20 protein-coding genes and 1 tRNA gene are annotated in these 17232 nt (G+C 59.0%); 20 read left to right on the top strand and 1 reads right to left on the bottom strand.

The window, feature by feature from the left end:
- The first annotated feature begins 6 nt into the window (after window positions 1–6).
- The 6 genes from GCM43_RS13785 to GCM43_RS13760 all read left to right on the top strand — a co-directional run bounded on the left by GCM43_RS13785 (window position 7) and on the right by GCM43_RS13760 (window position 7767).
- On the top strand, window positions 7–3153 hold the full coding sequence (locus GCM43_RS13785; RefSeq protein ID WP_152245162.1) for an efflux RND transporter permease subunit: 3147 nt from the start codon (window positions 7–9) through the stop codon (window positions 3151–3153).
- 1 nt (window position 3154) lies between these two features.
- A complete protein-coding gene (gene adeC, locus GCM43_RS13780) occupies window positions 3155–4603 on the top strand; it encodes an AdeC/AdeK/OprM family multidrug efflux complex outer membrane factor (protein ID WP_152245160.1) in 1449 nt (482 codons plus the stop codon).
- A gap of 71 nt (window positions 4604–4674) precedes the next feature.
- Window positions 4675–5286: a TetR/AcrR family transcriptional regulator gene (locus GCM43_RS13775; protein WP_152245158.1), complete on the top strand. Its 612-nt coding sequence runs from the start codon at window positions 4675–4677 to the stop codon at window positions 5284–5286.
- A 90-nt stretch (window positions 5287–5376) separates the two neighbouring features.
- Window positions 5377–5453 (top strand) — tRNA-Pro (locus GCM43_RS13770).
- A 397-nt stretch (window positions 5454–5850) separates the two neighbouring features.
- Complete coding sequence (locus tag GCM43_RS13765; protein ID WP_152245156.1) at window positions 5851–6360, top strand: hypothetical protein; 510 nt, start codon at window positions 5851–5853, stop codon at window positions 6358–6360.
- Between the two features lie 897 nt (window positions 6361–7257).
- Window positions 7258–7767 (top strand): hypothetical protein, encoded by a 510-nt coding sequence (locus tag GCM43_RS13760; RefSeq protein WP_152245154.1) that lies wholly within the window; start codon window positions 7258–7260, stop codon window positions 7765–7767.
- Between the two features lie 405 nt (window positions 7768–8172).
- On the opposite strand, the gene GCM43_RS13755 is transcribed toward GCM43_RS13760, so the two are convergent.
- Window positions 8173–8493, bottom strand: a complete 321-nt coding sequence (locus tag GCM43_RS13755; protein ID WP_152245152.1) for an Arc family DNA-binding protein — start codon at window positions 8491–8493, stop codon at window positions 8173–8175.
- 81 nt (window positions 8494–8574) lie between these two features.
- On the opposite strand from GCM43_RS13755, the gene GCM43_RS13750 reads away from it, so the two are divergent.
- From GCM43_RS13750 to GCM43_RS13685, 14 genes are all read left to right on the top strand, one after another.
- The gene (locus tag GCM43_RS13750; RefSeq protein WP_152245150.1) at window positions 8575–8754 is read left to right on the top strand and encodes a hypothetical protein; all 180 of its coding nucleotides are present in this window, start codon (window positions 8575–8577) and stop codon (window positions 8752–8754) included.
- Between the two features lie 167 nt (window positions 8755–8921).
- Window positions 8922–9260 (top strand): hypothetical protein, encoded by a 339-nt coding sequence (locus GCM43_RS13745; RefSeq protein WP_152245148.1) that lies wholly within the window; start codon window positions 8922–8924, stop codon window positions 9258–9260.
- The gene (locus GCM43_RS13740) at window positions 9257–9517 is read left to right on the top strand and encodes a hypothetical protein (protein ID WP_152245146.1); all 261 of its coding nucleotides are present in this window, start codon (window positions 9257–9259) and stop codon (window positions 9515–9517) included. The genes GCM43_RS13745 and GCM43_RS13740 overlap by 4 nt, the downstream gene beginning before the upstream one ends.
- Complete coding sequence (locus tag GCM43_RS13735; protein ID WP_152245144.1) at window positions 9514–9993, top strand: hypothetical protein; 480 nt, start codon at window positions 9514–9516, stop codon at window positions 9991–9993. The genes GCM43_RS13740 and GCM43_RS13735 overlap by 4 nt, the downstream gene beginning before the upstream one ends.
- Window positions 9994–10304: 311 nt before the next feature.
- Window positions 10305–11177 (top strand): hypothetical protein, encoded by an 873-nt coding sequence (locus GCM43_RS13730; protein ID WP_152245142.1) that lies wholly within the window; start codon window positions 10305–10307, stop codon window positions 11175–11177.
- A 116-nt stretch (window positions 11178–11293) separates the two neighbouring features.
- Window positions 11294–11506, top strand: a complete 213-nt coding sequence (locus tag GCM43_RS13725; RefSeq protein ID WP_152245140.1) for a helix-turn-helix transcriptional regulator — start codon at window positions 11294–11296, stop codon at window positions 11504–11506.
- Between the two features lie 14 nt (window positions 11507–11520).
- Entirely contained in the window at window positions 11521–11910 is a 390-nt protein-coding gene (locus GCM43_RS13720; RefSeq protein WP_152245139.1) for a hypothetical protein, read from the top strand.
- Between the two features lie 106 nt (window positions 11911–12016).
- Window positions 12017–12940 carry a hypothetical protein gene (locus GCM43_RS13715; protein WP_193315616.1) on the top strand — a complete coding sequence of 308 codons (924 nt, stop codon included), beginning with the start codon at window positions 12017–12019 and terminating at the stop codon, window positions 12938–12940.
- Window positions 12937–14406: a DEAD/DEAH box helicase gene (locus tag GCM43_RS13710; RefSeq protein WP_152245135.1), complete on the top strand. Its 1470-nt coding sequence runs from the start codon at window positions 12937–12939 to the stop codon at window positions 14404–14406. Before GCM43_RS13715 ends, GCM43_RS13710 begins: the two co-directional genes overlap by 4 nt.
- Window positions 14406–15395, top strand: coding sequence for a topoisomerase (locus GCM43_RS13705; RefSeq protein ID WP_152245133.1), 990 nt, complete (start codon window positions 14406–14408; stop codon window positions 15393–15395). The genes GCM43_RS13710 and GCM43_RS13705 overlap by 1 nt, the downstream gene beginning before the upstream one ends.
- On the top strand, window positions 15382–15705 hold the full coding sequence (locus tag GCM43_RS13700; protein WP_152245131.1) for a hypothetical protein: 324 nt from the start codon (window positions 15382–15384) through the stop codon (window positions 15703–15705). Before GCM43_RS13705 ends, GCM43_RS13700 begins: the two co-directional genes overlap by 14 nt.
- Window positions 15706–15927: 222 nt before the next feature.
- The gene (locus GCM43_RS13695) at window positions 15928–16260 is read left to right on the top strand and encodes a hypothetical protein (RefSeq protein ID WP_152245129.1); all 333 of its coding nucleotides are present in this window, start codon (window positions 15928–15930) and stop codon (window positions 16258–16260) included.
- A complete protein-coding gene (locus GCM43_RS13690) occupies window positions 16257–16472 on the top strand; it encodes a hypothetical protein (protein ID WP_152245127.1) in 216 nt (71 codons plus the stop codon). Before GCM43_RS13695 ends, GCM43_RS13690 begins: the two co-directional genes overlap by 4 nt.
- Before the next feature lie 131 nt (window positions 16473–16603).
- Window positions 16604–17107, top strand: a complete 504-nt coding sequence (locus GCM43_RS13685; RefSeq protein WP_152245125.1) for a hypothetical protein — start codon at window positions 16604–16606, stop codon at window positions 17105–17107.
- The last annotated feature ends 125 nt before the right edge of the window (window positions 17108–17232 follow it).

The raw sequence follows: 17232 nt of genomic DNA, 5'->3' as shown, positions 1-17232 counted from the left end.
ATATTAATGGCCCGTTTTTTCATTGACCGCCCGATTTTTGCCTGGGTGGTCGCGATCGTCATCATGCTTGCGGGCATTTTGTCGATCTTTACCTTGCCTGTCGCGCAATACCCGAGTATCGCGCCGCCATCGATTTCGATCAGCGGCTCCTACCCGGGCGCTTCGGCCAAGACCGTGGAAGATGCCGTCACCCAGGTGATCGAACAGAAGATGAAAGGCATCGATGGCTTGCGCTACATGTCTTCGTCGAGCGATTCGACCGGTGGCATCAGCATCACGCTGACCTTTACCAACGGCACCAACCCCGATATCGCCCAGGTACAGGTGCAGAACAAGCTGCAGCTGGCCACGCCGCTGCTGCCTTCCGCTGTGACGCAGCAGGGTCTGGTTGTTGCCAAGGCCACCAAGAACTTCATGATGGTGTACGGCTTCATCTCCGAAAACGGCAGCATGAACCAGACCGACTTGAGCGACTATGTGGCTGCCAACGTGCTCGATCCGCTGAGCCGTGTAGCGGGCGTCGGTGACGTCACCCTGTTCGGTTCGCAGTACGCGATGCGCATCTGGCTCGATCCGGCCAAGCTGCAAAGTTACCAGCTGACGCCAGCTGACGTCATCACGGCGATCCAGGCACAGAATGCCGAAGTGTCTGCCGGTGAACTCGGTGGCGCGCCTGCCGTTGCCGGCCAGCAGCTGAACGCGACCGTGTCGGCGCAAAGCCGTCTGCAAACGGTGGAACAGTTTGGTGCGATCCTGCTGAAAACCACCACCGGTGGTGCGATGGTCAACCTGAAAGACGTGGCGCGCATGGAGCTGGGCCGCGAGAACTACAACACGGTAGCCCGCTACAACGGCAATGCCGCCACCGGCCTGGCCATCAAACTCGCTACCGGCGCCAATGCGCTCGATACGGCCGAAGCGGTCAAAGCTGCTGTCAACAACATGAGCAAGCAGTTCCCGGCCGGCATGAAGGCTGTGGTCGCGTTTGACACCACGCCGTTCGTCAAGCTGTCGATCGAAGAAGTGGTGAAAACCCTGGTCGAAGCGGTGATCCTGGTGTTCCTGGTGATGTATCTGTTCCTGCAGAACTTCCGCGCCACCTTGATTCCAACCATGGCCGTGCCGGTGGTGCTGCTTGGCACCTTCGGTATCCTCAACGCCTTTGGCTACTCGATCAATACGCTGACCATGTTTGCGATGGTGCTGGCCATTGGCCTCCTGGTCGATGATGCGATCGTGGTGGTGGAAAACGTCGAGCGGGTGATGACCGAAGAAGGTTTGTCGCCGCTGGAAGCGACGCGCAAGTCGATGAGCCAGATTACCGGTGCACTGGTCGGTATCGCGATGGTGCTGTCGGCCGTGTTCGTGCCGATGGCCTTCTTTGCCGGCTCGACCGGTGTGATTTATCGTCAGTTCTCGATCACGATTGTGTCATCGATGGTGCTGTCGGTGATCGTGGCAATGGTATTTACGCCAGCGTTGTGCGCCACCATCCTGAAGCCGGTTGAAAAAGGCCATCACGCCACCAACAAGGGTTTCTTTGGCTGGTTCAACCGCAGTTTCGACCGCAGCAGCGAAAAGTACCAGGGTTTCGTGGGCAAGATGATTACCCATCGCCTGCCATCGATGCTGATGTATGTGCTGCTGCTCGGTGCACTGGTGGTGGTGTTCATGCGCCTGCCGACCTCGTTCCTGCCGGAAGAAGATCAGGGTATTCTGTTTACCCAGATCCAGCTGCCGACGGGCGCCACGCAAGAGCGCACGCTGGGCGTGATCAAGCAGGTTGAAAACCACTTCCTGACCAATGAAAAAGCCACCGTGGCATCGGTGTTTGCCGTGGCCGGCTTCAGCTTCGGTGGTAACGGCCAGAATACCGGTATTGCCTTCGTGCGCCTGAAAGACTGGTCCGAGCGCAAGGCGGGCGACGCCAAAGCGTCGGCAGTAGCTGGCCGCGCCATGGGCGCGCTGCTGCAGCTGAAAGATGCGATGGTGTTTACGTTTGCCCCGCCAGCGGTGCTGGAACTGGGTAACGCCACCGGTTTCGACATGCAACTACAGGACAATGGCGGCCTGGGTCACGACGCCCTGATGGCGGCGCGTAACCAGCTGCTGGGCATGGCTGCACAGAACCCGGTCATGGTCGGCGTGCGTCCGAACGGCCAGGAAGATACGCCGCAGTACAAGATCGATGTTGACCAGAAGGCAGCCACTGCGCTGGGCCTGAAGATCGATGACATCAACCGCGTGCTGAGCGTGGGCTGGGGTAGCTCGTATGTGAATGACTTTATCGACCGCGGTCGCGTGAAAAAGGTCTACATGCAGGGTGAACCGAACTCGCGTATGGTGCCGGAAGACCTGAGCAAATGGTATGTGCGCAACAGCGCCGGCGAAATGGTGCCGTTCTCGGCCTTTGCTACCGGCAAGTGGATTTACGCTTCGCCACGCCTGGAGCGCTACAACGGTCTGCCGTCGGTCGAGATCCTCGGTACGCCTGCACCGGGCCAGAGTACTGGCGCGGCCATGAACGCCATGGAAGAAATGGTGGCCAAGCTGCCAGCAGGCATCACCCTGTCGTGGACCGGCACCTCGCTCGAAGAGCGCGAATCCGGTTCGCAAACGCCGCAGCTGTACGCCATTTCGCTGCTGATCGTGTTCCTGTGCCTGGCCGCGCTGTACGAGAGCTGGTCGATTCCGTTCTCGGTGCTGCTGGTGGTGCCACTGGGTGTGATCGGTGCCGTGTTCGGTACCTGGTTCTTCGGCCTGTCGAACGACGTGTACTTCCAGGTGGGCCTGTTGACGGTGGTCGGTTTGTCGGCGAAGAACGCGATTCTGATCGTCGAATTTGCCAAGGAAATGCAGGAATCGGGCATGTCGCTGCTGGACGCGACCTTGCATGCAGTGCGTCTGCGTCTGCGTCCGATCCTGATGACCTCGATCGCTTTCGGTCTGGGCGTGCTGCCGCTGGCCATTTCCAGCGGCGCCGGTTCGGGCAGCCAGAACGCCATCGGTATCGGCGTGCTGGGCGGTATGCTGACGGCGACCTTCCTCGGTATCTTCTTCGTGCCGGTGTTCTTCGTGCTGGTGCGCGGTTTCTTCTCGAAGTCCGACGACAAGACTGCGCCAGCCGTCACGCTTTCCAAGGATGCACATTAATATGAAAAAAACGCTGATTTCCATGGCGGCGCTGGCCTTGCTGGCCGGCTGCAGCCTGGCTCCAACTTACGAGCGTCCGGCTACACCGACCCCGGCCAGCTGGCCGACCGGCCCGTCGTACAAGGCCGATGCGGCCGGTGCCAACGCGCAGCCGGTAGCCGACATTGCCTGGCGTGACTTCTTTGCCGACGCGCGCCTGCGCCAGGTGATCGAACTGGCGCTGGCCAACAACCGCGACCTGCGCGTGTCTATTCTGAATATCGAAAAAGCCCGCGCCACCTACGGCATCGAACGCGCTGCGCTGATCCCGAGCCTGTCGGCGTCGGGTGGCCAGAGTGCGACCCGCGTGCCGAACAACCAGAGCCCGAACGGCGAAGGATCGATCACGCGCCAGTACACAGCCAACCTCGGTATTTCGGCTTATGAGCTCGACTTCTTCGGCCGCGTGCGCAGCCTGTCCGATAGCGCGCTCGAGCAATACCTGAGCACGGAAGAAGCCCGCCGCGCCCAGCAGATCAGCCTGGTGGCCGAAGTGGCCAGCAGCTATCTGAACCTGGTCGCTGACCAGCAGCGCCTGGCCGTGGCGCAGCAGACTTTGCAAAGCCAGCAGTCGTCCTATGAGCTGGCCAAGCGCCGTTTCGACGCCGGCGCCACCTCGGGCCTGGACAAGTACGACGCCCAGACCAGCGTGGAGCTGGCCCGTTCCGACGTGGCCACCTACACCAGCCAGGTCGCGCTCGACCAGAACGCGCTGACGCTGCTGGTGGGCAGCAGTGTACCGGCCGAACTGTTGCCGCAAGCCGAATTTGGTGCAGTCACTGCGCTGGCCGATGTGCCGGCCGGCCTGCCGTCGGAGGTGCTGCAACGCCGTCCTGACGTGCTGGCAGCCGAGCGCACGCTGCGCGCTGCCAACGCCAATATCGGCGCGGCGCGCGCAGCGTTCTTCCCGCGTATTTCGCTGACGGCTACCGCCGGTTCGCTGAGCAATAATCTGTCGGGCCTGTTCAAGGGCGGCAGCGGCACCTGGAGTTTCCTGCCGCAGATCAGCCTGCCGATCTTCGATGGCGGCGTGAACCGCGCCAATCTCGATATCGCCAAGGTCAACCGTGAAATCTCGGTGGCGCAGTACGAAAAGGCGATCCAGGTTGCCTTCCGTGAAGTGTCCGATGCGCTGGCCCAGCGCGGCACCATCGACGAGCGCCTGCAGTCGCAGGTGGCGCTGGTCGAGGCGTCGGGCAAGAGCTACACCATCCAGGAAGCGCGCTACAAGCAAGGCGCCGAAACCTACCTGAATGCCCTGATCTCGCAGCGCGCACTCTACAGCGCACAGCAAAGCCTGATCACGGCACGCCTGTCGAAGTCGACCAACCTGGTGACGCTGTACAAGGTCCTGGGCGGCGGTTGGCAGCCTGAGCAAACGGCCGTTGCAACGGCCGGCGGCGCCCAGTAAGCACGGGTGTCGCAAACGCCGGTCCGTTCCATGTCCGCATGGACTGGACCGGCGCGCCAAGGAAAAACATCATGACTCAAGAAAAGAAGCATCCGGACCCGGAGCGTGCGAGCAATCGCCGCAAACAGGTGCTCGATGCAGCGGCCTGCTGTTTCAGCCGCCGCGGTTTTCACGGCGCCAGCATGGCCGAGATTTCCAAGACGGCCGGCATGAGCGCCGGCCATATCTACAATTACTTCGACAGCAAGGACGCCATCATTGCCGCCTTCGTCGAGCAGAACATGGAGCGCGTGTCGAACATCATGCACGACCTGGCCCAGCGCGACGATCCGCTGCAGGCCATGGTCGACGATGTGGAAGAGCGCGTGAAGGAATGCCTGGACCCGGGTATCTGGGCCGTGCCGCTGGAAATCCATTCGGAAGCCGCGCGCAACCCGAAGATCGCCGCCACCATGCAGGCAGCCGACCAGCGCTCGCGCGCCCAGTTGCTCTCCATCGTCATGGCCGCACGCGAAAAGCGCGGCCTGCCGGCAGGCGAGGCGCTGGTGGAAGGACGCATCAACGCCATGATCGCCATGTATCAGGGCCTGGCGGTACGCCATGTGCATAATCCCGGCGTGCTCAATGCCGAACTTGTCGAGGGTATTCGCGTCGCCATGCGCGCACTGGTGATGGGCGAGTAAGGGCCTTGCCGGCAGCACTTGATCCAGGCCACGCCACGCAAGGAAAACATGGCAAAAACCCAAACGCCTCTGCTATAATTCTTGCCTTGTCGGGGCGTAGCGCAGCCTGGTAGCGTACGTGCATGGGGTGCACGGGGTCGGAGGTTCGAATCCTCCCGTCCCGACCAAAAAATAAGTATTGAAATCAAAGGGTTACGGAAACGTAGCCCTTTTTTTCGTCTACCGCTCTTGCCATTGGCTTGTCGCTTGGTAAGAGGTTTGGTAAGAAAAAATCGTCGTCCTATCGCGTATTCGCACGAACTAATGCGGATAATTAGCCTTGTAAATTAGTAAACTTAACGTTGTTAATATTTCATATAATCAAGTTGGGTTGCATACAGGATGCGGCCCCGCAGCCACACCGTGCTGCGCCACAGAACTTGAAAAGGTATAAGATATGGCAACCCGTCCGTCGAATCCACAACCTACGCAGCAACGCCCTCCAGCAAACCCAGGCAGCCAACAGCGTGGGCATGTTCCGAGGCCTGCCAGTCCGCCTCCTCCGCCACCACAGAAAAAATAGCCATGACTGAATTCGAGTACTTATGGAGCCGCAGAAGTGATGTGCGTTTGCGCGCGCTTACGAATCGCATCTACTATCAAGAGCGCCAGCGTATTTTTGAACTGCGTGAGGGGATCATCAAAGTCATTTCAATTTTCGGAGGTTCTTTGGCATTCGCGAAGATGGCCAGTCCGGACTGGGTTGGATGGTGCGCAGCTACAATTACACTCTGCACGGCGGCTTCATTAGTTTTCGGGTTCGGCACCAAAGCTCGGGATAGCGCGAAGCGGAGCTCGGAATGGGCGCTGCTTGAACGTGACATCGAATTGGCTGGAGAGAGGGAATTTACTGAGCTTAACCTGTCGACTTGGCGTTCGCGTTGCAACGAAATAGAAGCTGGCGAACCTTCAGCCCATCCGGGCATGTTCGAGAAGGCGTATCTTCGCGCCTGCGCAGCTCTATCCTGTACGCCAACAGGACCAGCGACCTTGGGTTTTTGGCACCGCAACTTTCCGCCGTTCTTCATACCCTAACCCGCCCTGAGCGGGTTTTTTTACGCCTAACCCAAAGGAGCTGGCAAACTTGCCCGGATTTGAAGTCGGAGCAAGTCTGCCGGGTTCGTGGTCAGCACGAGCGGTTTGATCTGCTGCAGTGCAGTGCCGAGCGGCATCGGTGTCAGTTGCTGGCTCAAAACCTACGCCGCGTAGGCTTTGCCCTGGCGCCGAGCTGCTGGCCGGCCAATACCGGCGATGCGCCGGGTTTGCTTCCGTCGACGTGCTGCAGCGCCAGGCCTTGGAGCGATTTCAAATCGGAGCAAGCGCCGCCGGTTTGCAAGGGACTTGAAGTCCCTTACAAATTTGCAACCCTCTTAAAGAAGGTCGCAAATCTGCGCCATACTCAAAGTAAGCCGCAAACCGAAGGGGGTAACGAATCGTCATGCCCTTGCCGCCGCGCGCCTGGCCGCCGGTGGAGTGCTGGTGCTGCGCCGCATGCGGTACCGGCCGGCGAGCCGTATCAAGCGCCGCGCGAGGTCGCTACTGTCGGAGCGTTCTTGCTCCAGCCATCCTTGAAGCCTGCTGAGAAATCATCCCAAGTTCCAGCCGCAAGCCAGAGGAAGGCCGCGGTCACAAGCAGAGTGCGGTTGCTTTTAATGAATCCGAACGAGAGAACAGCAGCACCGGCAACTAAGCACAACATGGGAACAACTTGCATCGGAAATCTTTCAATAGGATTGCTGGGGGGGGGGGCTGTCGGCAAGGAAGAATTGCCCGCTAGACGCGACAAGAGAATAGCAGACTGACAAGGTTAAAATCTCACGAATTGTCACGAAATGGCTCCCTAGGCCACAGCACCCGCCAGACATTGATGCCCCCGCCGCAATGCGTCGAATGCGAGCAGGACGGCAGGCGGGGGAATGCCTGGGCATAGTCTTGGCCGGCCGCATCTCTTCACGGCGAATAGATACGCTGAGATTTGAGCGCATCTCAGGCAAGCAGCGCGGCCGTCGACAGCACCAGCAGGGCGTCCAAAAGCTGGACACCCTTACGCCGACACTCCAGAGAATTTTGGAACGCAAGCGTACCGTGGCACTTGCGTGGGGTGAATATTTAGCTGACGTTGCGCACCCCGCCGACCGCGCGCCGCCGCGCGACGATGGCTCAAAAGTGAGCCGTCCTCGTCTCAAGTCAGGCGTTGCGCCGGTGCCGGCCACGCCGACCAGGCGCCAGGCCACCACCAGCAAGCCCGTCTTGGAGAAGGCCATGCGCGATGCCGGCCAGCCCGACGAAATTCGTCGCCTTGCCGATGACAAGCAGTGCGGCGCCAACTGGCGTAAAACCGGGAAAATCCCGGAATTACACGAGCACAAACCAGCCGGACGAAATTCGTACGCTTGGCCTGGCGGGATGCAGCAGCATGAGCAGTGCCAGTCACTCGGCTGAAATCTCAGCTCAGTGCAGCTGGCCTAAATTTTTAGGGCAGTGCTCGCCAGCATATTCTGGCCAGCTGCAGGTCGACCAGCAAGGCAGCCAGCGCGCCAGCGAGAGTGACCGCGACGCCGGATAGAATTAGCCGGGGGCCGACGCCAGAAAAATTCCTGGCGTCTTCGCAGCACGCGCTGATGCCAAAGGGGATGGCGAATCACCACCCCCTTGGTGCAACTGGTCGCGGCGACACCATTGCGACCAAGTGCGTGTATTCAAATGCCACTGGCCCAAATTCTCGGGCCAGCGCTCGCCATCGGCGCGGCGCAAGGGTCAGATTTGGAATCTAACCCTTCGATGCCGGCATCGAGAGCGGCAAGTGCACTACCTGAATTCCGGCAGCGGTCAGCGGCTGGCAGGATGCTAGGCCTTCGGCTTGGGCAGTGCGCGCGCAGGCTTCGGCTTGCTCTCAACGAGATGCTCTGGAATTTCAACCTCGATCGGACCTTCCCCGCCATTAGCAATAGTGAACGTGTAGCGCAGGTCGGGATTTCGCTTGGCCATGCGTCCAAGAATATCGAAGACCATCGCCAGATCGGCATCATTTGACCCTGCGTTGAGGCTTTGTTCCAGGCGCGCAACAAGTTCGCCGTTCACGCTGCGCCCCGCCTTGTCGGCCTCGACCTTCAGCTTTTCATAGAGCCCATAGGGCATTCGGAACTGACTTCGATAAATATCTTCCATGTCACTATCTTGACACTGCCGAACGGAAGCGTATAGTGACCGTAAGGCACTAAAATAGTGACAAAAATTAGAAAGTTAAGCATGGACGAAGAAATCGTACGCATCACCATCCGCATGCCAAAGTCGGTACACGCTGATGCAGACCGTCTGGCGAAAGAACAAGACCGCAGCCTGAACGGTCAGCTGGTCCAGCTGATACGCCTCGGCGTGGCAGCGGCAGAAAAAGCAAAGAACGAGTCCGCTCGCGAAAAGCGCGAATAACAACAGGATCTGGATACGAAGAGAATTTATAGGATGGCCAGAACGGCCAGAAGTTTGAAGTGACTCGCGGGAGGAAGGCTGGCAGGCCAACCTCCCGGGTCATGCAACACCGACTCGGCGGAACCGAGTGGAAGTGGCGCCGGATGCTTGGAACATCTGGATGCCGCGTGGATCAACACACCCTTTTGAAAGAAGATATGAACCAACAGGCAAATGTTAACACCGAGATTTCGGATGCGCAAGCGAATCATGCAAGTTTTACATTGTTGCGGATCAATGAAATCGAGCAGTTGTCCAATGACATCGCGGCCCAGGCCGTCGATGCGAAAATCCTGCTCGATCAGGCTTGCATCCAGTTGGATGATCTGGACGACTCGACGCCCGATGTTCGCAAAGTGGCGTCCATCATCAACTGCTTCCTGACCTGTGCGATGCGCAACGTGGCGCTGATCGCTGAGGAAAATGAAGCCGTGCTGCGGTTGACATTGAAGGACGGTGCGGTATGAGCGCCCACATCCACACCACCGCGCCGGCCTTATCTGTCGATCAGCTTTTCCGGACCGCGTTTTACAACGGCCGCACGCCGCGCAGCACCGAATACCAAGCCGGCACCCGTGCAGCATTGGCCTTCCGCATCGAGCGCAAGGATATCGATCCACCGTATCGGGCCGGCACGGCTGCCGCTGACGCCTACTTTGCCGGCATCGCCGAAGGGCATGCACTCTGGCGCTCGGCCGTGGCCAAGATCGGCGGTGCCGCATGAGCGCCGCATTCGATCTGGATCCAAACAGCTCTGGCAATGAGCCTATGTACAACGTCCTCACCGCGCAATACGAGCCGCTGTATTACATGCTCACGCACGCCGACGCGGAGCGCATCATCAAGGAGCGCCAGGCCATGCCCGACTTGTATCCCAGTTGGCAGGGCGTCTTGATTATCAAGCGCGTGATGCCGCATCGGGAAGAGGCGAAATATCCTGCTGCAGCACGGCGGAAGGCCTGGCCAGATGTGCTGCCAGCGGTACCACCAGGCGCTTCCCATCCGAAAATCTACTATCGCGGCGGCAATCTTGGCCTCGGGTTTGATGAAGTCTTCATCGCAGTCGAGTGCGGCGAATGGCGCGGCCACATCAGCCTGGAAGAAGCGCTGTTCAACATCGACCACTTTACCGAGGAAGGGCGGCAGCGGATTCTGCTGTGCCTGCCGTGCCAGTTCGAGATGGCTGGACCGCGAAGCTAATCTTTAATCGCGCGGGCGGCCGCCGTTAGGCGCATGCGAGTTGGTGGCGCCGCCCAACGTTAAACGGGATGGCATGACGTATGGTGACGAGCGTTCGAGTATTTCTTGCCTAGTTGATGCGGGTGGATATTTTCTAATCGGCGCTCGGGTTCTCGGATATGACGCCAATCCCATGATGTTGTATGTACGGGGCGGCGGAATGAATCGTGGCGACGTCAAGCACCAGTCGTCCGTGCTGTACCAAATACGACCGTTTCACGTGTTAATCTTGCTCAACAATCACGAGCGTTAAAATTATCTGGAGTTGCGTTATGTCAGACATGAGCAATATTCTTCGCTTCGAGAGCGATGCGAAACTTATTGAAAAAAATGCATCGGTTGCAGCGAGCCGCACTGCCATTGCACTCGAATCGCCCGAGGAGGAGCGCGATCGCCTGGGTCGCCTGAACGAGGTCGCCGGTCAATTTTATAAAGACAACATGACAGCACGACTTCCGGCTCCGTCAGCAAGCTCAAGACTTGCAGAAGAGCGCGCCAGGGTGCGGCAAAATATGGAAATGCTTATCAAAAATCAGCACCCGCCAAAGGAATTGCCTTACTGGCTTCAGCTTGATAGTTGGACGGCTGATCAAGGTCTTCCTGTGTTGTGCGGATATTGCCAAGATTTCGATTGTGACGAAGGTTTTGAAGGTAGTTATATCCGGCTTGATGGACTTCGTCTTTTTGATGATGCCGCCATGGGATTTCTCGACGGTTCTGAGTTACTTCGAATACGACGCGAATTCACCGGTCGTCATCGGCGAATGGTCGTCCAGTGGGAAAGCGGCAGGCGTGACGATGGCCCGCTTCCACCTGGCACGTTTATCGAATGGGCTTTAAAAAAGGGAATAGAAATTCCGTGGCTGGAATGGGCTCAGGAAAATGGTTGCTATCGTGCCAAACCAATTGTTTCTGGCAAATCCGACTCTGATCGCGCAGATAGTGATTTAAACCCGAAGGAGCGCGGAACATTTAGTGTGATTATCGCTGCACTATGCAGCGAAGCAGGAGTCGACTATAGCAGCAGGGAGGCGACAAGCGAGATAGGGCGGCTTGTAAATGGTATTGGTCACTCCCTCCACCCTGACACTATCAGGCCGATCCTCAAGGGTATCCCCAGTATTCTTAGTGCTAGGGTGAGGTAGCACTATTTACCCGAATTCGGTTTCTAAATAGCCGACTTCGGACACTTATGCCCGCCCAAGAATAAAGATACATCCATCGGCCACAAGCGGCCTCAACTGGATGGATGTATCTCAAAATGGCACAACTCCCTGAAACTGGTTTTCTCCGCATCAAACAAATTATCGGCGACCCTAAATCGGTTCCGCCGGTCCCTCCTTTAATCCCCGTTCAAAAGACCTGCTGGTGGCAAGGTGTTGCCTCCGGTCGTTTTCCGCAGCCTGTGAAAATGGGCCGGAAATGCACCATGTGGCGCGTCGAAGATATTCGCGCTTTGATTGCCTCGCTTTAATCGGGGAGGTGGTCATGCGTGAATTAATCGAAGACTTTGAGAATGAGCGCCAAGCATGGCTTGCTGGCGTTGTATGTCGGCAGTTCATTCCGGCGCTGGAGCTTCCCGAATTTTCCGTCGCTGTTATTTACATGGTTGGCAGCTTATCAACCGGCGGTATTGAGGCTGATTCCGAGACGATGTCCAATGCCAAGCGCATTTACAGCGGCTTGGTTCAAAAGGCCGAGGCCGGTGGCTTTCAGGAGGCCGACATTCTCTCGGTCTATTTCCACAAACATCGCTGGACTCCAGTGGCAGCAGAACTGGCCGCGGAATTAGTTGAGTGCGCCGGCGGCATCGATGCATTCCTCGACTTATTTGACCTCTTGGCGCGCGATACAGAATCGATGGGTCTTGTCCAATGAACGCGCGCACCCTCCTCAAGCGTGCACTCATGTGGCTGCACGGCCGTGGTTTGGTTTCCGGCGCTACCGTTACCCGCGCCTTCGCGCGCTTCGATCTGTGGAGCGCATGATGGCTGAAATCTCAAACCTGCCGATCGCCACCATCAGCATTGACGGCGGCACGCAATCCCGCGTCGCCTTGAATGAGGCTACCGTCGCCGAATACGCGGAGGTGATCCGCCTGGGGGGAGAGCTCCCGCCGGTGGTCGTGTTCAACGATGGCGCCAGCGACGGCCTATGGCTGGCGGACGGCTTCCACCGCTTCCATGCGCACCGCGCTGCCGGCGCCATGGATATCGCCTGTGACGTGCGAGTCGGCACCAAGCGCGATGCTATCCTTCATTCTGCCGGCGCCAATGCGTCGCACGGCCTGCGTCGCACGAACGAAGACAAGCGGCGCGCCGTCATGACCTTGCTGGCCGATCCTGAATGGTCGTCTTGGACGCAAGGCAAGATCGCCGAAGCTTGCGGGGTAAGCCGGGAATTTGTCTCGCGACTCTCTACTTCTGCCCCTTCATCATGCGTTCGGTCACAAGATGCGACGCGTACCGTCGAGCGCAACGGCGTCACCTATCAGCAGAACACCGCCAACATCGGCAAGGCCACCCCCAAGGGCGAGCTTGCGACAGCATCGTCGGCCCGCTCGCCTGAATCGACTTCGAACGAAATTCGTACGCAGTCGGCGCCGACCGCCCAGGCCAGCATGCAGGACGAAGCGCCGGACCTGGCGCAACTGGCTGACGAACTCCAGAAGGAAAACGAGGCTTACCAGCGCCAGATATTGAGCCTGGAGGCCGACGATCCCAAGGTGGAGCTGGTACGCCTCAACCAGCACCTGGACCAACTTAACGGCCGACTGCAGGGGGAGATCAATACGCGCAACGAGGCGCAGAAGATGGTGAAGCGCTACGCTGCTATCTTGGAGAAAATCCGCAAGGCGCTCAACGTCGAGAACAATCGCGACATCCTGGCCGCATTGGGGGCGCGATGAACCAGATCGAACTCCGTGACTACCAGAATGCGTCCATCGACGGCCTGCGCGCCAATATTAAGGCTGGCGTGCGCAATCAGATACTGCTCGCGCCCACCGGCGCCGGCAAGACGGTGCTGGGCGCCTACCTGCTCCACGAAGCGCACGGCAAGGGCCGGCGCGCGATCTTCGTGTGCGACCGCATTTCGCTGGTGAACCAGACCAGTGCGACGCTGGATCATTACGGTATCCCGCACGGGATCATGCAGGCCCAGCACTGGCGGTTCAAGCCATGGGAAAAGGTCCAGATCGCAAGCGCGGCCACGCTGGCGCGCCGCGGCTGGCCGGACGCCGACCTGATCATCGTCGACGAATGCCATGCCCAGGTGAAAGACACGATTGCGCGCATCGCAAAGCGGGACGTCATCACGGTCGGCCTGACGGCGACACCTTTTTCGAAAGGCTTGGGGAAAATCTACGACGCAATGGTGGCGGTGACCACAACGAACAAGCTTATCAAGAGCAAGTTTCTGGTGCCGTTCCGTGTGTTCGCCGCCAGCGAGCCTGACATGACCGGCGCCAAGGTGGTTGGCGGTGAGTGGACGGAAAGCGAGGCGGCCGACCGGGCCATGCCGATCATCGGCGATTGCGTGGCCGAATACCTCAAGCATGGCGAGAACAAGAAATTCATCGCCTTCGGCTGCAATGTCGCGCATGCGGCCGAAATGAAGCGGCAGTTCGCTGACGCCGGCGTGGTGTGCGAGCTGTACACCTACAAAGAAGGCGATGAGCTGCGCAATGAGACTGTGGAGGAGTTCCGCAAACCGGACAGCTACATCCGCGGCCTGATCAGCGTCAGCGCGCTCAGCAAGGGTTTTGATGTCTCCGATGTCGAGGTCATCATCATGGCCAGGCCGCTCAAGTCGAGCCTGGCCGAACACATCCAGATTTTGGGGCGCGGCCTGCGCATCCACCCCGGTAAGGAGTCGTGTTTGATCTTGGACCATGCCGGCAACTGCATGCGCTTTTGGGATGCAATGTCGGAGTTTTTCGAGACTGGCGAGGTGGAGCTGGACGACGGCGCCAAGAAGGAAAAAACCAAGCCCAAGCCGAAGGAGCGCCAGGCGACAAAGTGCGCCATCTGCCACCACATCCATGAGTGCGCGGCGTGCCCATCGTGTGGCCACGTCCCGGAGCGAAAAAGCGGCGTGCAGCATGTCGCCGGCACCCTGAAGGAAATGATCCACACAGGCGACCAAGTGAGTCTCACACAGACCCTGTGGCCGCAGTTGTGCCACTACGCCATGGGTGCCTGTGGCGATGACCCTGTGCGGGCCGAAAAACGGGCTCTGGGCATGTTCAAGGGCATGACAGGCCAATGGCCAGTGCACGCAAATTTTTCCAAGGTCCAACGCGTTAAACCGACGCGCGAGACGATGAACCTGATCCGGCGCAACCAGATCGCATTTTCGAAACGACCAAAATAATGGATTTCAGAGCACAACTTGAAGCAATCGGCTTCATGCCGACTACGGTCGAGCCGGATGGGAAGTGGCATCGTTGCAAGACGGTCGACCATCCGAAGAAGCGCAACGGTGCCTACCGTCTGGCCACTTGCGGCACGATAGGTTTTTACCAGAACCATGCCACTGAAAGCGAGGTCACGACCTGGCGCGCGGGCAGTGAAACGGAGCGTCCGGATCCTATGATTTCCCAGGCGCGCATGCGGGAGGCGCTGAACGAGCGTCGCCGCAAGGCAATCAAGGCCACGGAGGATGCGCGCGCCTACTGGCGCGCCTGCAAGCCACTGCGCCACGGCCACCCTTATCTCGATGGCAAGCTGCTGACCATGCAGGGCTGCGCCGGCTTGCGCGTTGACGATGAAGGATGGCTGATTGTGCCAGTCGACATAGGTGGCGCTATTGTCAGCCTGCAGCGCATATCCCCTGACGGCTCCAAACGGTTCTGGAGCGGCGCCAGCGTCAAAGGCGGGTGCTATGTGCTCGACACGCCACGCGCATCAATGACGGCCCTTGTCGAGGGGCTGGCGACCGGCCTGGCTGTGTTCCAGTCGGTGCCGAACTGCCGGGTGATCGTGGCGTTCGACTGCGGAAACATGGACCCGGTCGCGCGGCGCCTGGTCATTGCAGGCCTGGCTGTGGTGGCCGCCGACAATGATTACGCTACCGAGGCACGCACTGGCAGGAACCCCGGTCTGGTACACGGCCGCAGCGCCGCTGAGCTGATCGGTTGCGGTATCGCCTGGCCCGAGGGGATTGTGGGCACCGACTATGCCGACATGCTGGCCGAGCTGATCGCGAGTGGCCGACAGGCGAACGACGCCGCGCCGCGGCGCGACCAGGTGCGTGACGAAGCAATCATCAAGGTGGCGAAACACCGCGTAGCGCAGAGCATCAAGCGGGCGATGAAATTCGTTGCTCATCGCCGCAAAGGGGAGTGTGATGGCAGTCGTTGAATTTTTGGCGATAAAGAACTGGGATACGTTCCAGCACTACAGCAAACGCAATCCACCCTGGATCAAGCTGCACAGGGCCATCCTTGATGATTATGCGTTTTGCTCGCTACCTGATGCTGCGAAGGGGCACTTGATGATGCTGTGGCTCTACGGCAGCCAGAACGATGGCAAGGTGCCGAACGATCCAGTATTCCTTGAGCGAAAGCTGTCGTGTCAAAACCTCGACTTGGATATCTTCATCCGAACAGGTTTTTTGATTCCGATGGATCGCGGAAAGATAACGCTAGCGCCGACGCATGCAGCTCGCTAGCACCAATGCTAGCGCCGTGCTAGCAACTGACAAGCATCTCAATGTCTATTCTCAGAAGAGCACGCTAGCAGCTTACTTGCAACTCAGAAGATGTTAACGGCAAAAGCAACCCCAAAAGCCGCCATGCGCAGCAAGCTGCTTAAAACCAAAATCAAGGGCAAACCCAAAGCGTCTGACGCGACGGATACAGGCCCGAAAAATCAAACTTGAGGAAGTGAAAAAATGACCAAGCAAGCAATGTTTACCCCAAACGCAGACGGCTATGACATCAGCCCGGCCGGCGTGCTGCTCCTGTGCGCCGATACTGTCTACGGCGACCCTGCCGAGACGACGCCGGAGGGCATTCGCAATGCGCGCGCCATGATGGAATCGTTGCTCTCTGCTGCGCGTGCTGGTGGTTACACTCAGGGCGATGTGTTGCACACGCTACTGGCGCGCAAGCAGCTCAATCGGCGCGTGATGGATATGGCCCAGGCGGCCTGTGACGCTGCTGGCGCTGAACGCCTCGCGATGGAAATGCGGGATGCTGGCTTGCAAAAAGGTGGTGCGCATTGAAATCCATCCGGAAACACACACGTCGCCTTATCTCCAAGCGCGCCGCATACACCACGGCCACCTTTGCCGCCGGCATCTTCATTGGCTGGTATGCCGGCGTGGACTTGCTTGAGCGCGGGCTCTATCCAGCTTTGACGCTTTACTCGGCTCTGAGCGCGGCATTGATCGTCTGGACTTTTCCAGGCTGGAACCGGGCTGGTGGTGACCAGTGAGCGCAAGGCGGCGAAAGAAAGCCTCTGTCGCAAAGCGACAAAGCACATGGCGGCGGTTGACAAAACAGCCCGAAATTACCAGCAGGTTGTCACCGCCCTTTGACAACCCGAAGCACTCGAACAGGAACGAAATGAACGTAATCCAGAAATACACCAGCGCCCTTGGTTCATCGAACCTGCGCGACGACGCGCACCATCACAGCACCGAGGTGCTGGCCGCCGTGGCGCTGTGCCGCGACCTGGGTACCAAACTTTACCGCGTGAAGTACGCCGGCGACGCCAGCAGCTACCCGGCGCTGCTGGAGGCCTGGCGCGAGATCGTCAAGACCAAGGCTGGCCACCGCACCTGGCCGGTCGACGTGAGCTCGGCCAAGGTGGCGCGCCTGTCGCTGGATCACTGGCTGAACGATGTTTGCCCGGCCTGCACAGGGCGCGCCTACGAGGCTGTGCGCGGCCAGCCCACGGTGCTATCCGATATCGCCTGCAGGGCATGCGCCGGCACCGGCACGCGCTCGGTGCAGGCGCAGCACAAGCTGCTGCATTTGGTCGAGGATATGGTCGAGGCGCTCAATGCGATGGCGGCGCATGCTGCTGGCCAGACAATGAAGCGCATGGCTAGCGACATGAATTTTTAATGCAGAATGCGTGCACTGTTCGTAAACACAGGTATATAATCGACCCACTGCGCGCTTTACGATCCACCCGGCCGCATAATTCAAGCCAAGCGCTACGGCGCGACGCAGGGCAGCGGCCAACCTGA

Origin of the sequence: Janthinobacterium aquaticum (genome assembly GCF_009208565.1) — a bacterium.
GTDB lineage: Bacteria > Pseudomonadota > Gammaproteobacteria > Burkholderiales > Burkholderiaceae_D > Janthinobacterium.
Note: the sequence above shows the minus strand (reverse complement) of the source record. Positions and strands in the feature narration are given on the sequence as shown.

Excerpts from the sequence above, each read along its gene's own strand:
- GCM43_RS13740 (WP_152245146.1), top strand. The coding sequence starts at position 9,257 with ATGAGCGCCCACATCCACACCACCGCGCCGGCCTTATCTGTCGATCAG.
- GCM43_RS13710 (WP_152245135.1), top strand. The coding sequence starts at position 12,937 with ATGAACCAGATCGAACTCCGTGACTACCAGAATGCGTCCATCGACGGC.
- GCM43_RS13765 (WP_152245156.1), top strand. The coding sequence starts at position 5,851 with ATGACTGAATTCGAGTACTTATGGAGCCGCAGAAGTGATGTGCGTTTG.
- GCM43_RS13755 (WP_152245152.1), bottom strand. The coding sequence starts at position 8,493 with ATGGAAGATATTTATCGAAGTCAGTTCCGAATGCCCTATGGGCTCTAT.
- GCM43_RS13750 (WP_152245150.1), top strand. The coding sequence starts at position 8,575 with ATGGACGAAGAAATCGTACGCATCACCATCCGCATGCCAAAGTCGGTA.
- GCM43_RS13715 (WP_193315616.1), top strand. The coding sequence starts at position 12,017 with ATGATGGCTGAAATCTCAAACCTGCCGATCGCCACCATCAGCATTGAC.
- GCM43_RS13735 (WP_152245144.1), top strand. The coding sequence starts at position 9,514 with ATGAGCGCCGCATTCGATCTGGATCCAAACAGCTCTGGCAATGAGCCT.
- GCM43_RS13685 (WP_152245125.1), top strand. The coding sequence starts at position 16,604 with ATGAACGTAATCCAGAAATACACCAGCGCCCTTGGTTCATCGAACCTG.
- GCM43_RS13720 (WP_152245139.1), top strand. The coding sequence starts at position 11,521 with ATGCGTGAATTAATCGAAGACTTTGAGAATGAGCGCCAAGCATGGCTT.
- GCM43_RS13785 (WP_152245162.1), top strand. The coding sequence starts at position 7 with ATGGCCCGTTTTTTCATTGACCGCCCGATTTTTGCCTGGGTGGTCGCG.
- GCM43_RS13730 (WP_152245142.1), top strand. The coding sequence starts at position 10,305 with ATGTCAGACATGAGCAATATTCTTCGCTTCGAGAGCGATGCGAAACTT.
- GCM43_RS13695 (WP_152245129.1), top strand. The coding sequence starts at position 15,928 with ATGACCAAGCAAGCAATGTTTACCCCAAACGCAGACGGCTATGACATC.
- adeC (WP_152245160.1), top strand. The coding sequence starts at position 3,155 with ATGAAAAAAACGCTGATTTCCATGGCGGCGCTGGCCTTGCTGGCCGGC.
- GCM43_RS13775 (WP_152245158.1), top strand. The coding sequence starts at position 4,675 with ATGACTCAAGAAAAGAAGCATCCGGACCCGGAGCGTGCGAGCAATCGC.
- GCM43_RS13725 (WP_152245140.1), top strand. The coding sequence starts at position 11,294 with ATGGCACAACTCCCTGAAACTGGTTTTCTCCGCATCAAACAAATTATC.
- GCM43_RS13700 (WP_152245131.1), top strand. The coding sequence starts at position 15,382 with ATGGCAGTCGTTGAATTTTTGGCGATAAAGAACTGGGATACGTTCCAG.
- GCM43_RS13705 (WP_152245133.1), top strand. The coding sequence starts at position 14,406 with ATGGATTTCAGAGCACAACTTGAAGCAATCGGCTTCATGCCGACTACG.